Origin of the sequence: Fibrobacter sp. HC4, assembly GCF_023373925.1 — a bacterium.
Classification (GTDB): Bacteria; Fibrobacterota; Fibrobacteria; order Fibrobacterales; family Fibrobacteraceae; genus Fibrobacter.
Window position 1 is genome coordinate 1 of record NZ_JALCZV010000037.1, and the last position, 14,887, is coordinate 14,887.

Here is a 14,887-nt window from a genome sequence, read left to right on the forward strand (position 1 = left end):
CGAACAACAAGATAAAGCTACTGATACGGACTGCCTATGGCTTCAGGAACATGAACAACATGCTGTCGCTGATAATGTTGAGCTGTTCCTATGTAGATGTAAAGATAGCCTACGAATGGGAATCGGAATCGAGAGAATCATCTAGCAAGGCTGCCTAAATGCTTCCACACATGTTGATGATGCCTCGAATTAAAGTGCAGATGACCCCTTAAAAAATCATCGCGATACGATTCACAACTGAAAAACTTGAATAAACCTCTACACATTTTAATCTCCATAGAGTGTTATTGGATATGGGATTACCGCAGATTAATCGGTCCATATATTTTCCCAAATCCACGCATTCTCATCAATTTTGCTTCATACTCTTGAAGAGTTTTTTTGGTTTGATCTCCAATCCATTCATATAATTGTCCAGCAGAAATGTTCATTCCAAGACTGATGATTTGTTCCGCCGTTGCAAAACGGAATGTATCATCTTCTCGGCTAAGAAGATTTTTCAAATCCAGTTCCTGTTCTCGTGTGGGAATTAATTCAACAACATCAAAAAGTTGCATCTCATAAATTTGAAAGTGTTCTTCAAATCTTAAATCAGACATAAACCGACCACAGTAGCGATAAGATATTTGATTCCATCTAACGATGCCCTTTTCAATCATTTCCTCTCGGAATTCACGACTAACATCATCAATTCGTTCTCTGGAAGCATTCTTGCTATTGAATCTTCTAACAAATTTACGAAGATACTTGTTCTCTATCCGAAGTCTATAATCATCCTTTGAGGATTTATCAATTGGAATTTTATCATCATCCATAATGTGAAATAAATTCTTTAGCTTCATTTTTTCATCATCCCGAAACTTGTACACCCCTCCCACTGGCTGGAACTTACCCGTATTCCGCGAATTCTGAACAAGTAAATATTTATTATCTATTTTAATACGATAAAGATATGCAAAGGAAATTCGGACAATGGTGTCATCCTTGATAAAGCCGCCACGTTTTAATTTTCTTTGAGATGATTTCCAATTTGTGGTATCAAAAAGATCCTCAAATGCTAGCCATGCATTCCTAACAAATATCGATAATAATGCTCCTGCTATAGCAGATCCCACTGCACAATTACAGTTTTTAGCGATAACAATCCCAGAAGCCATTAGAACTATTAGGACAATCCACAAAAAAAACATTACTCTATTTTTCGTCATATCTATCACCTCTAGCCTATTGGAATTTTGATTTGTTGTCTCGCAACGCAAACATTATCTTTAATAATATAACATTCTATATAATGATTTCCGTAGAACAGTGTATTTTCCGTTATAGAATAGCCTCTCTCTAGAATTTGACCTCTAATATCATTTCTTCTTTGTGCTTCTGGTCCAACATTTTTTACTTTCCATAATACCTTATATGCTCCAGGAACATTTGTAGACGCAATTGAACAATGAACAGAAAAGTTATGCGGAATAAACCTTTTGACTTTTGTTAAAAAAGAACTAAGCGGTGTATTTGCCCTCCAGCCATCACCACTGATAGTACAATTCAACATTATATGATATCGGCATCTTACAGGATAGATATCCTCAATAAACTCCTCTGTTTCATTATACGAACGAACAGCCGATTTTTGAACTGTCGCCACTGAATAGCCAGTCGATTCAAGAACAACCTGTTTGCTCCAATACTCATGATTAAAAAAGCCATACCACGCCTGCAACGCATCACACTCAGAGCAATCATCCTTAAAAAGAACATCCAAATCCTCAATTTTACTCTTGAGACGATTTTTCCAATTTATCAATTTCTGAATATCAGACTGCCTTGGAGTTAAGTTTCTTCCATTATCAACAGGAGCAAGTACTGATGTATCAACATCAAGCCTTTCTATTATCATTTTCATCGTGTGGTAGAAAAGCTCATCTATACGTTCATAATCCATTTGTAACATTTCATCACAGAGAACCATCTGAAGCAAACCACTTGGCATGTTCACCCATGAGTCTCTCGAATTGCAAAACATCTTTGACAGTCTAACAACCTGCCTAAGTTTTCCATCAGAATTGTTATTCTTTTTTTTGAACCAATCCGTAAGCCCCTTTAGTTCTCTATTAGACCAATCCTCTCCGGCATGCTCATATTTCCAGCAACAATTAAATTTATCCCATGTTTGTCGATATACAGCAAAGTCAATATGATATCCATCAACATACTTAACTCGGACGCAACTTGTTTTTACCTCTGGATCAGCATTAAACAACCTTGTCTTTCTCTTAAGGGCGTTTGCAATCATATTTCTTGTTGCTTGAGCCCCTTTTTCACCAAGAGCTGAATGGTTTAAAACTATAGCAACGTCAATGTCGTAGTCGTTATCTTCATTCTGAACAACTGTTGACATCGCAACGCTTCCTTGAACACAGGTTTCAACTACATTATAAGATGTTTTATTTTCCTCGTTATACTCTACGAGTCCATCCTTCAATCTCTGAATATTGAGATCTTTCTTTGCATAGAGTTCATTCTGATTGTTCTGTGAAAGAACCACAAAGGAATTGTAGAACGCATTGAATTTACCAGACATATCATACATTTTCACCACGTCCTTCCCTAAATATTTGGTTTTGTATTTTTGATAGCGGATTTATGAACGATTACATCCATTACCGAACATATTAAAATATATTCTTTTTTTTGTACTAAATGATATACTTTGGTAACGTATGTTTTCTTTCGCAAATTCCACTAAGGGGTCGCGACCACTAAAATCGACGAAGCCGGACTCAAGGACGACCTGAATACACTCATCCGAGGCACTATCGGGACAGCCATTATCGAACGCTACAAGCGCAGGGAATCGTCCGTCGAGGAGTCGCTTATCGAAATGTACCTTGCCGGGGTATCCGTACGTCGCGTAGAGGACGTTACAGAGCTCCTGTGGGGCTCCAGGGTCAGCGCATCAACCGTAAGCAGCCTTAACCAGAAGGTGTACGAGAAGATCGAAGATTGGCGTAACAGACCGATTACCGGCGAATATCCCTATGTGTTCGTGGACGGAATCTACCTCAAGCGCAGCTGGGGCGGAGAAATGACCAGCGTCTCGGTACTTGTCGCCATCGGTGTCGCCGAGGACGGCTATCGCGAGATTCTCGGGGCCTGCGAGGGTGCGAGCGAGAGCAAGGAATGCTGGCGAAGTTTCCTTGTAAGCCTCAAGGAACGAGGCCTGAAGGGTGTCAGGCTCTTCACGTCGGACAAGCACCTTGGTTTCCTGGAATCAGCCTCGGAGGTCTTTCCCGACGCCAAGTGGCAACGCTGTACGGTCCACTTTTTCAGGAACCTGATGACCAAGATTCCACGCAACAAGCTGGCCGCTGTCATGCCGCTGCTGAAGGCGACCTATGCCCAGGAAGACAAGGAAGCGACTCTAAAGAAGGTTATCGATGTGGAACAGAAACTGCGGGACATGGGGCTGAAATCGGCTGCGGATCTCTATGCCAAGGGAGTCAGGGAAACCTTGACCTACCTGGACTTTCCCCACGAACATTGGCGTAGCATCAGGACCAACAACATACTTGAACGTCTCAACCGTGAAATCCGTCGCAGAACGCGGGTAGTAGGCTGCTTCCCGGATGGTGAATCGGCCTTGATGTTGGTCTGTGCAAGGCTAAGATACGTCGCATCAAAGGACTGGGGCACCAAGCGATACCTGAACATGTAACACCTCTATGAACTTGAAAACCAAAGGGAAATCGAAAGCGAAATTAAAAAGGCCAGGTCGAACCTAGCCTAAATCTGATGTCGGAACAAACTATTTTTGCGAAAAACCCTTGACACTACCGATACGTCGCGTCAAAGGACTGGGGGATCAAGCGATACTTGAATATGAAACACCTCTATGAACTTGAAAATTAGAGGGAAATCGAAAGCGAAATGAAAAAGGCTAGATCGAACCTAGCCTAGAATCTGATGTTGGAACAAACTATTTTTGCGAAAAACCCTTGACACCACCATCAGCATCCCTTTTTTACTAAACATTACTTGTACTATTTTTTCATTTTCATAATTTTCATCAAAAAAGATATCGAATACAAATTGCTTTTAAAGATTATTTGTAAAATAAAATACAATAAAGCAGACAAGGGTATCGCAACAGCCAATCGAATGTACAGAGACCCTACAGCAGCCTTTGTCAAAGAACAAACCACGACAACAATTACAGAACCTAAAATTGTCAATACAAAATTCTTCTTTTCTACAACTAGTTTCAAGCTCTTTCGACTTTCTTTAAAAGACAAGACAACAACAATCACTTCAGATATTAGCGTAGTTATTGCCGCGCCTAGAATACCCAACTTCGGAATCATTATGAAATTCAAGCCAACATTTGCCACAGCAGACACAATCGTTATAAACAAAAACTGTTTTTCCTGACGATTGGGAACAAGAACTGCATTGCAAAAATAACCCGCAAGAACGGCAATTAACAACGCAATTGACAAAACTTGAAGAGATAAAGCACCAGACTCGTATTCAACACCACCAATCAGCTGAATCGTTTCATTTCCGAATATAAACAACCCCACAGCAAAGGGAACTGTTATAGAAAAAAGATAATCAAAAAGGCGAGACGAAAAAGTATTATATTTTTCAACTTCTTTTGCTCCTAAATAATACACTATACGAGGAATCGCTACAGCAGTCAAAGCATAAATCACACTTTTTGAAAGTATGTATATCTTTGAAGCCAATGTATACACCCCAACATCATAATCATTTTTAAAAACACCAACCATAGTCACATCGGACTGAATGTAAATAGTCGTCGCAATTTGACCACAAAATAAGATCAAAATCGGTTTCAAATGTTTCTTTAAATTAGAATTAAAGGAAAAACAAATTGGAGCAAATTTTCGCGTATAAAACAGATTCACCACATACCCAAAAGCCATCGTAAAAGTATATATACCTGCATATATGGTGTAATGTTCTGGTTTATCAATCAATACAAAAACCATAACTACCCCTACAACCTGGATAGCAATATACCTTAACGTGATATACAAAAAATCTTCATATATAACGTTCAAATAATCTCTGCCCAAAATAGTTGCAGGAACAGCCAAACTCATTATATAAATAAGAACATCATACTCATTCAACTTAGGAATAAAAAACATTATCCCTACAAGTCCCAAAATCGCAATAACTCCAGAAATGATATTTATGGAAAATACTTCTGATATAAATTGAGAGAGGGCCATTCGATTATCCCTTATTCGAGCCCCTTCACGAACGGCATAGGTACTGACACCAAGCATTGCTGCTAGAATTACATAACTAATTATAGAATTAGCGAAGCTAAACTTTCCAAAATTTTCGGCACCAAGAACTCTAGTCAAATACGGAAAAATCAACAGAGGTATAAGAATATGGCAACACCTCTGAAAAACATTTAGCAATCCATTTATTTTTACGGATTTTTTCATGCAAAATTCCTAGTATCTGTTTCCAACAATCATCAGCAAGTTTTTCAGCTTCTTCTTATAACCTACGTTATCAAAAAACATATACTTAAGCAACTTCAATTTGAGTGTTACACATTCACGATAGCCAACAGACATCCTCAGTACATTCAATTTATCAGGTTGTATAAAACAGCCCGCATTTTCAGCAATGAACTTACGCATCGCAAATCCCGCCTGCCCATTAAAATTCTTCCATTTCTTTTGAATTCTTGATAGCAATGAAGAATTTTTATTTTTACTTCCACTCACATTTTTTCCATGCTGACGATATAAAAGTAATTGACAATCATCTCTATAAAAAGTTCCTACAAAAGGTGTCAATACACTCAAAAAATTATCATGAGCAAAAACAAAATTTTTCAAATCAATTTTTTTTAGAATTCCATTCAGTGCATCATTCCAAACATATGTACAGCCCAAGCCAAACAACTGATATTCTAGAGCTTCATCTACCCCCATCACACCAAAACGGATGGAATCAGTAACCGTACCAAAACCATCCAATTGTTTCAAATCAGCATCAACATATTTCGGTTGCGAGCAGTAAGCAACTGGACCTGATTGCGCTTTGATTTTTTCACAAGCCGTTTGTAATTTATTATCGAGCCAAACATCATCCTGGTCACAAAAAGCATAAAAATCAGCCTTTTCATCCACTTCAGAAATAAGCTGCATAAAACTCTTTCCAAAGCCAACATTTTTTCCATGAATCACAGTAATGCGATCATGATTTTTGAAATTATCAAGATATGCAGATTCAAATTCATTCGACCCATCATTTCGAACGAATACATGAACATCCACTCCCTTTTGGTTCAGTAAAGACTCAATTTGTTCATTAAAATATTTTGAACCATTGTAATAAGACAAATAAACATTAACTTTCATCGCAAAACCCCAGTTTCATTATCTAGGAACCAAACACCATCTTTTAATACAGGGTCAAGAATTTCATTCATAGGATTATATATACCAAGAATAAAAAAGCCCCATAAACAAGCAATAACAATTAACCCAGCAAATAAAAAAATCTTTCCTAGTGCATCATTTTTTAACTCTCTAAAAACAACCATAAAAGCAAGTACTGATGCAACGTATGCATTCCTTAAAATCCGATAATAATTCATATTCATCATAACAAATGGAACTACTACATAGGAACAAGCCATCAACCCTATTATATTTTTCACAAAAATGTCGTCCTTAGGAATAAGAAAGACCCTTTTTTTCAAAAAACACAAAAAAATCAACGTAACACTATGGACGAACGTTGGATATAAAAAGCCAAATTTGCCAGATGTCGAATAATTTGCAATACGAGAGTCTGATGAACTTAAAAAAAACGTCAATACATCATTCATAAAAAGAATTCGATTCCCATTTAGGAACGTTAACATACACAAAACAAGTGATACACCAACAACCCATCCTAGCACCACATTTTTTTTATTTTCATTCACATACATAACACTCAACAACAAATAGAAGTAAAATGCTGAATGAATCTGGCTTAGCAACAAAACAATAACGACAAACAACATTGCGCTGCGTATGTTGCCAAGCAAATGAACAGCAAATAAAAGTACATATAAACAAATTGAATTCCTAAATTGAATAGAATCCATAAATAAAATTACCGGCATAAAGAATAACAATACAGAAGACACTTTGATGTCGGCTTTTTTTATTGCAGCAATACAGCACCCCCCACATACGAGCACCATAATTTCTCTAAATTGAAAAAAATTTAGTCCTACATCATAAGATAACGAGCTCAACCAGCTATACAAGGTTTCTCTTGAAGAATCATGAGAAACAGCGCCGATATAACTATATTGGTAGTTTCTCATATCATCATGAGTACGATTGCTAACTATCAAAACATAAGTACATGCAATCAGCAAATACTCAACAAATTTTTCAACAAAAAACAATACATCTTTTCGTTTATTTATAGAATCCTCAACCCTTATCGGGAACAAGGTTATAACAAAACAAACAATTATCGCAAAAATCCACAGAAAAAAAAACATAGAAAAACTACTTAATCATTGCGTATATACCGATCAACCAATATAAATGTCGTTTCAAAACAAACAACATAAATTTCGCTTTTAATGAATTTTTAAAAAAAGCTTTTTCAATAGCTTCCCTATATAAAGGATGATTCAAATTGAATCGTAAATCTTGAGAAAAAACAAAAAAATTTTTCTTTTCATAAAAGCGAGATACAGCCACAGTAAATATATCATGAACAATCTTTCGATATGATTGTTGACGAAAATCACCATAATCAATGTCAACTCTAGACTTGATATGAGAATCTAATACTTCGGGACAACTCCAATTATAAGCCTTCCTACATCTAGTCACAGAAGATGTATTATATCTATAAAAATATAGACAATCCGACATAATAAACAATGATTCAGAATTATAAATGCAAGCAATAGAACAAGCGAAATCCTCGCCAAAGACTGCATTTGTGTTTGACAACATATTTTGCAAAAAAAGTTCACGTCTAAAGGACTTTCCCCATAAGGAAGGAGAAAAATAGTTGCCACGCACCCCCTGAATCAAATTTGGATAAATAGATTTTTCGATTTGTTCTTTAGAATATAAGCCTGGCGCACAAGAAACACTTTTATAAAATAAGCCCTTGGGTGTTTCCCGAATCATTCCCCAACAAATAATATCCGGTTGATAAGTTCTTATAGAGGTCGCTATCTTAGATAGAGAATTTTCTACAATCCAGTCGTCAGCATCAACAAAAACAAGATATTTTCCACGAGCAGCATGCACCGCAGTTGCTCTAGCAGATGAAGCTCCCTCATTTTCTTTATGAATCACTTTAATTTTAGAACTTTTTAAAGCATATGAATCACAAATTTCCGGGGTTTCATCAGCAGACCCATCATCAACGACAACAACTTCATAATCCAGAAACGATTGAGCAAGAATATGGTCAAAGCACTCTTTTATATACGAAGACGCATTGAATGCAGGAATTATGATTGATATCAAAGGGGTTACATCACTCATACAAACGTCTCATTTCAGCAACAACATTATCACTAGAAAATCGTTCAACAATTCTTTTATTTCCTTCGCCGATTTTCTTTTTTAATTCAGAATTTTCACTCAAAACATCCAAGTATTCGCATACTTTATTTACATCACACGGAGCACATTTATACCCAGTCACACCATTTTCACTATAATCGTTTATTCCATGAACATTTGACGATATAAGAGGTAAGCCACAAGCCATAGCTTCTAACGCAGCCATACCCAGCCCTTCTCTTCGGGACATAAAACAAAAAACATCTGACGCATAAGCCAAATCCGGAATATCATTTCTATACCCCAAAAAATGTACCTTTTCCCCAATTCCAAGATTAACAGCCAAACGATGTAAATTTTCTTTCAAACATCCAACACCAGCAATCATGTAATGGACATTTTTTTGTTTCATACAAGCCATGGCTCGAATTACGGTCTGATGATTTTTATTGGCATTTAACTCACCAACGGATAATAACAAGAAACAATCTAGAGGCATTCCTAGTAAAGACCGAGTTTCATTTCGATCACATTTCACATTCCTAAATTTGTCTAAATTCAATCCTACTCCAGGAACATGACAAACCTTCTTAGCAGGCATATTCTTCTTAGCAAATTCATAATCTTCATGATTGATTGTTATCAAGACATCTGTCCAGCGAGCGCAAATTTTTTCAACAGGATAGAACATTAGCCAATTCTTCAGAGGAGCTCCCTTAAAGAAATGGAACCCATGCGCCGTATAAAAAACTTTGGTTCCCTGTTTACGTACTTTTCGACAAGCAAGACGCGTAATCATAGCGGCATTTGGTGTATGGCAATGAACTATATCATAGCCCTCACTTTCGACCAAACGTTTCAACTTTTTATACGCGGCAATGTTGTTTTTGCTAAAGGGTGAACGAGAAAACGGGATTTCATGGATTTTACACCCAAGTTCATTATAGATTGGATTAACCGGTTTTAAAGCAGAAGAACAAGCGAGTTCAACAGAATGACCTTCATTCAGCAGCATTTTTATATGCTCAATGAAAAAGGTCATTGTATTGGAAATTGTTGTCACATATAAAATTTTCATACTGTTACTTCTTCGGCAGATATTCGATGTAGTAATACCCATTATCAAGGGTATTCAAAATTTTCACTTCATTAACAGCTTTTGAGGACGCCATTGAAGCATAGTTCTCTGGGGAAATAGTCCCAAACATTCGAATAGGCAAAGCAAGAGCAACATCGGTCGACGCTTTTCCCATTAGTTTAGCAATACCCCTTCCCTGCCAGCGATGGTCCACAATCTTTCCTCTAAAACTCTTCCCGTTCACAAAGCTGCGCAAGAAGAAGTAGCCAACAATGGTATCTCCGCTCAGCACCAAGAAAGTTATAAAGGCCTGGTTACGGATGATTTTTTTCAGGGATTTTTCATCAAAGGCGTGGGGTTTAAAGAACTTGAAGGCTTCTTCGGGCTGTTCTTCAAAGAATTTGGCCAGATTAGGGGCGTCGGCCTCGGTTGCAAGACGAACGGTAAAATCAGTAGAATGGCGGTTGAGGATTTCAGGGATCTGGTTCAAGCCCTTTCTACATCGAAGGGCGAAGCACTGGGCATTCCCCCACTCCACGAGGTTCCAAACCGGCTTTAAACGATCTTTTATAAAATGGGCAGCTTCGTAAAGCACATCAAACCTCTCCGCAAACGATTTGTAGAAAACGTATACGAAAGTTAATAAAATGTAAACCTTACGTCCACCCTCCCCCGCCAGAGACACCCATATTGGGGTACAATACGAAAAAAGACCCGCCAGAGCGGGTCTTTTCCACAAAAAAACGTTTATAGCTTAATGAGCACCATAAAGTCCACGATCAATTTTGGCACAGTCCTTTTTATAACGTTCATAAGCATCGCTTCCCGTGAATTCTTCATTGAACTTAGGCTCGAAAGTCCACCTCATATGAGCATAATACTTATTTATCATACCCGAGTCGGTACTCTCTACAATAGAAGCAATCAAGTGCGACCAATGAGCACATTTTTCTACAGAATCCGAATCCATCTTTTTTAACAGTATGTCAGAATATCCCAAAATTCGGTTAATCAGTTTTTTTGCGAGATCTTCATCATAAACCTTCTTCCAGGCATCAAAGACATCGTCTATGGTTTCAGCGGGAATCGAATGTAAGATGTATTCAAATTCCACATTATCAATTATGCATTCATCGGACTTTTCGTCAACGAGATTATACAAAAGAGACGCGCATATGCAGATATTGTCATGAACCCGCTTCGTGTCCAACAATTTCATAACATAAGCAATATGGCCCTTCGCCAAATAACATAACAAGGAAGAATGTCTGTAGTACACGCGATAGGGAGCGCCTAAATACAAGCCTATCACGTAGGAACACTTATCAGCATTAAAGAATTGTATCACACGCGCATCAAAAACGCCCGTCCCCAAATAATGATCATACATGATATCAGGAACAAACTGATGATTCTTTGACATGTATTCTACAAATGACCTAAAAGTAGAAACCGAAACAAATGTAGTTTCAAAAATAAATCCTACAAAATTTCGTAAAGAATCTTTGTCAATGCTTTTTTGATACTTGAACATTCCAAGTTCATTATACCCATCCTTCACAGAATCTTTCATGAACTTTATAAAATTGTCATTCCCATCCAATAAATCATATGCAATAATCAAATTATTCCATGAAAAAGCCAATTTGTAAAAAAGCAAAAGTTTTTCGCAAATCATACACGCACGATCGCGTTTTGAAGTAGTCCAACCATCCACTCTAGCGATCAAAGTTGAATAAAAATCAGACAGATGAATAGTAAAAGACTCTATTGCCTTCAAAAAAAGACTAAGAAGTTCACCTTCTAAATACGGCGAAAACAATACGGCTAATAGAACATCATTCCGTTCATTGAATCTATTCCGTGAACGTTTCAGCATATACAAAGCTAAAACATCAGCACTGCCTTTTTTTACTAAGTGCTGATAAGAATCAACACTATTCAAGAGCCAACTAAATGTATAACCATCATTTTCATTGAATGTTTCGCAACAGAAGTCAAGATTCGCTTCATTGACTTCAAACAGATTATTTCCCAACAGATTTCGTTTATTCGCAAATTCAAGTTTCCGTACATCCTCAAATGGGACTTTCAGATACTCAAAAAAGTCCAAGAATTTTTCGTTATACCGAGAACTACCAAAAATTCTATTTGCAACAGAAGTTTTCTTTAGATAATCCCGGAAATACTGACGTTTTTCATCTTCAATATCCCCCTTTTGAATAACAAATTCAACAAAATCAATGAAAGCTTCGTTCGGCATTTATTGTTCTCCAAAAAGGTCAGAAAGTGTATTTTCGTCTATATTTTCCCAAACAGCGGTAAAGAGAATCGTCTTTAAATTTGGGTTAATAATGTCGTTCCCAATGACACATACATCATTATCATCAATGATAAAACCTCGATTACCCATCATAAAGTCAAGGTGTAGCACAAAAACTTCAAAGAAAGGGGAATTAGAACGTTCCGCTTTTCTCATTGCCAAAACAAGTTTTTTGACAATATCATTCCTTTTAGGATTATTATCATATTGCCAAGAATACAATTCATAGGCAACCATTTTATAATTTAACACACTAACAAAAGACCACTGGTGGTCCATAATTTTATGCTCAACCAGATGCGGCTTGTGCACGTCAATGCGAAATTCCGGCTTGCCATCAGCTTTTACAGTCATCAAGTATTTATAGTCGTCAATTCCTAAACCACCCAGGTACTTACGAGATGTATAAAATTCACAGTCCTCACCAATGTACCTGTTTTTCAGCATAGTAAAGAGAAGGCTTTCAGTACGATTCGTTTCAGCTTGCTTTAGGCGACGGACATCCTCTTCAGACAAAGCTTCCTTATCATCTGATATTTTAAGTTTAAGTTTCAAGCATTGCCACTTAATCCAACGTACACAATCTTTATCTTCACCTGTTTTTTCATCAAATACATCATGCAAAGATGTAGTTCTTGCAGTCTGATTGTACTTTTCAGCAATCACTCCGTCAGCAGACTCTTCCAATTGACCATACTTGTATTTCTGGACAATACGCCACAAGATTCCCTTATGGCGATGAAAGTCCTCAAAATCCTTGGGGTAATAATTCTTATAGACAATCATCGCAAATATATTCTGTTCAACATTAACAGCGACTTCGCCCTTTAAATCATCAATCAGCTGCTGACGATAGATAATGAATTCATTAATAAAATCCTTGACCATCCTATTGTCGTTAATAAAGCGACCAAATTCATAAATAAAGTCACGGGTTAGATTTTTCAATTCCGGATATTTATTCGAGTTATTTTGCAAATTCAAAATGAAGTCCGCACAAGAATCCATATTCACCGAAGAAACAACCGGGACAATAATGTCAAAAAATTTCGTTCGCTGATACTTTGAAAACAGGTTTTCTTTAACCATATACACGAACTTGATTTTATTTTTCAACTTCGGACAATTGTTCAGGATTTCGTTGAGTTCTCTAAGCTTAACAAAAATCTGGTTAGAAGCAAACCTATCAATATCTTCGAATACAACAATCCGTTTCTTTGTTTGTTCAAAGAAATAAACTATAGATGCATAATTTTGATTAATCAGCGAGCCATTCACTTGATCAAACGATACAGACAAATCTTTTACCGTAAATACATTGACATGAACATTTTCAGATTTCTTAAGGAATTGGTAAAAGTAAAATGCCATTGAAATAGTTATCAAAATACTATCAATCCAGTAGAACCATTCTAAAATGGGTACTCTGAAAAATCTTTCAAGTTTTCTAATTTCAAATAAACCTATGACATTTTGACTCAAATATTGGTGAATAACAAAAGATAAAGAAACGGCAATCGCTATTGTAATCAACCAAATAAATAAATTGGTTTTTGTAGAAAATTTATATGAGCTGATTAAGGGAATATCCTCTCGCTCTACAGAAAAAAGAATCTGTTGCAAGATGGCCTTTTCAATTTGGAACTCTATCTTTTCGGAATCGTCATCTCCGCAATCATTTACATTACAGGCATTTACATTTGCATTTTGTTCTTTTTCGGTAGACGTATTTGTATTATTTACAACAACACAGTTACTATAGGCCTTTCCATTTTCAGAAACGTCGGCATGTTCGTCAAATTTTGCCAACGAAACTTTAAGAACTTTAGACTTGCACGGAAGCCAAATCTTATCAAAAATTCCCACAAGAAATCGTTGAATTTTCCATTTCGGCAAACGTTTGCTTTCATAGCTCAACCATAAAGACGACTTTCCAGCGCCATACGCACCAGAGATGGCCACATTGTGAACCAATGCATTTTGGGAATTCAAGGCGTAATCTAACGCCCCAAAAGATGTTTTACTATCAATATCGTTGACTGGAGTAAAATCAAAGAATCTGTTTCTATAACAATTGCCTCGCCTGCGCTCAAAAAAACTCTTCTTTTTACCGGATGTTTTAGCTTGGTCAGTCATTTCTTCAGTCCTACTACGATTTGATACAATTTCACCAATTTTTCTTTTAGAAAAAGCGATACATTTCTTAGCGAAAGACATAAGCGTCATCAAACAACAACCCAAGAGATATATAGGGCTTAGAAAACAGGCTAAAAGTAGTGTAAAAACCGACTTAAACGCATTCTTTACAAAATCTTTCATTTTCAATCTTTTTTAAAACAACAAAAGTTAATCTGCGTTTCACAGACTAACTTCCATTACACTAACAAACGGGGGTAAAAATAGTTTATCTTGTCATATAAAGATTGTTTTTAACCTACAAATTAGCTTACAAATTTATTTCAACAAAGTTTTTCTGGGGATAAACGGGTCAATTCGCACTATTTACCCGTTTTTTTTTGCAAACGAAGGCCTAAATTGCGGCCCTTGACTGCGTGAGGAGACGCGGTTTATATTAAGCGTAATAAGAACATACCCCCGTCGCAAAGAAGGCTTATATGACTCTCGAACAGGAACTGAACATTCGCTACAAGAAGGGACTTGAGAAAGGCCGGGCAGAAACACGGGGCGAAGAAAAGGTGGCTGTCGCGCGTAGGATGCTTGCTAAGGGAATGTCCATTGCGGAAATCGTTGAATTAACCGCCATTTCCGAAGCAGAAGTTCTTGGACTGCAGAAAGAAATGCAGTGATTTTGACATCTAGATCATTCAACTCCGCCTACGGCTGCGTTCAGGATGACACTCTGAAAAAGGCTGGTGGTTTTTGAACCATCAGCTTTTATTA

The 14,887-nt window shown here is 37.0% G+C and carries 11 protein-coding genes and 1 pseudogene; 2 read left to right on the plus strand and 10 right to left on the minus strand.

All coding sequences use genetic code 11. The annotated features are described in order from the left end of the window. Positions 1-299 precede the first annotated feature (299 nt). A complete protein-coding gene (locus MMG03_RS15445) occupies positions 300-1,157 on the minus strand; it encodes a hypothetical protein (protein WP_249506685.1) in 858 nt (285 codons plus the stop codon). 62 nt (positions 1,158-1,219) lie between these two features. After that, positions 1,220-2,590 (minus strand): nucleotide-binding domain-containing protein, encoded by a 1,371-nt coding sequence (locus tag MMG03_RS15450; RefSeq protein WP_406600067.1) that lies wholly within the window; start codon positions 2,588-2,590, stop codon positions 1,220-1,222. Positions 2,591-2,821: 231 nt separating this feature from the next. Here MMG03_RS15450 and MMG03_RS15455 point away from each other — a divergent pair. Beyond that, positions 2,822-3,715: pseudogene (locus MMG03_RS15455) on the plus strand (IS256 family transposase); the annotation flags it as partial. Between the two features lie 325 nt (positions 3,716-4,040). On the opposite strand, the gene MMG03_RS15460 reads toward MMG03_RS15455, so the two are convergent. From MMG03_RS15460 to MMG03_RS15495, 8 genes are all read right to left on the minus strand, one after another. After that, on the minus strand, positions 4,041-5,483 hold the full coding sequence (locus tag MMG03_RS15460) for a flippase (RefSeq protein WP_249506687.1): 1,443 nt from the start codon (positions 5,481-5,483) through the stop codon (positions 4,041-4,043). Positions 5,484-5,492: 9 nt separating this feature from the next. Further along, complete coding sequence (locus MMG03_RS15465) at positions 5,493-6,410, minus strand: glycosyltransferase (protein ID WP_249506688.1); 918 nt, start codon at positions 6,408-6,410, stop codon at positions 5,493-5,495. Further along, positions 6,407-7,555 carry an EpsG family protein gene (locus MMG03_RS15470; protein WP_249506689.1) on the minus strand — a complete coding sequence of 383 codons (1,149 nt, stop codon included), beginning with the start codon at positions 7,553-7,555 and terminating at the stop codon, positions 6,407-6,409. The genes MMG03_RS15465 and MMG03_RS15470 overlap by 4 nt, the downstream gene beginning before the upstream one ends. 7 nt (positions 7,556-7,562) lie before the next feature. Then, the gene (locus tag MMG03_RS15475) at positions 7,563-8,564 is read right to left on the minus strand and encodes a glycosyltransferase family 2 protein (protein ID WP_249506690.1); all 1,002 of its coding nucleotides are present in this window, start codon (positions 8,562-8,564) and stop codon (positions 7,563-7,565) included. Next, positions 8,557-9,663 (minus strand): glycosyltransferase family 4 protein, encoded by a 1,107-nt coding sequence (locus MMG03_RS15480; RefSeq protein ID WP_249506691.1) that lies wholly within the window; start codon positions 9,661-9,663, stop codon positions 8,557-8,559. The genes MMG03_RS15475 and MMG03_RS15480 overlap by 8 nt, the downstream gene beginning before the upstream one ends. Before the next feature lie 4 nt (positions 9,664-9,667). Then, a complete protein-coding gene (locus MMG03_RS15485; RefSeq protein WP_249506692.1) occupies positions 9,668-10,258 on the minus strand; it encodes a GNAT family N-acetyltransferase in 591 nt (196 codons plus the stop codon). Positions 10,259-10,417: 159 nt separating this feature from the next. Further along, positions 10,418-11,926: a hypothetical protein gene (locus MMG03_RS15490; RefSeq protein ID WP_249506693.1), complete on the minus strand. Its 1,509-nt coding sequence runs from the start codon at positions 11,924-11,926 to the stop codon at positions 10,418-10,420. Continuing rightward, on the minus strand, positions 11,927-14,203 hold the full coding sequence (locus MMG03_RS15495; protein WP_249506694.1) for a hypothetical protein: 2,277 nt from the start codon (positions 14,201-14,203) through the stop codon (positions 11,927-11,929). Between the two features lie 398 nt (positions 14,204-14,601). Here MMG03_RS15495 and MMG03_RS15500 point away from each other — a divergent pair, with 398 nt between their 5' ends. After that, the gene (locus tag MMG03_RS15500) at positions 14,602-14,793 is read left to right on the plus strand and encodes a hypothetical protein (RefSeq protein WP_249506695.1); all 192 of its coding nucleotides are present in this window, start codon (positions 14,602-14,604) and stop codon (positions 14,791-14,793) included. The last annotated feature ends 94 nt before the right edge of the window (positions 14,794-14,887 follow it).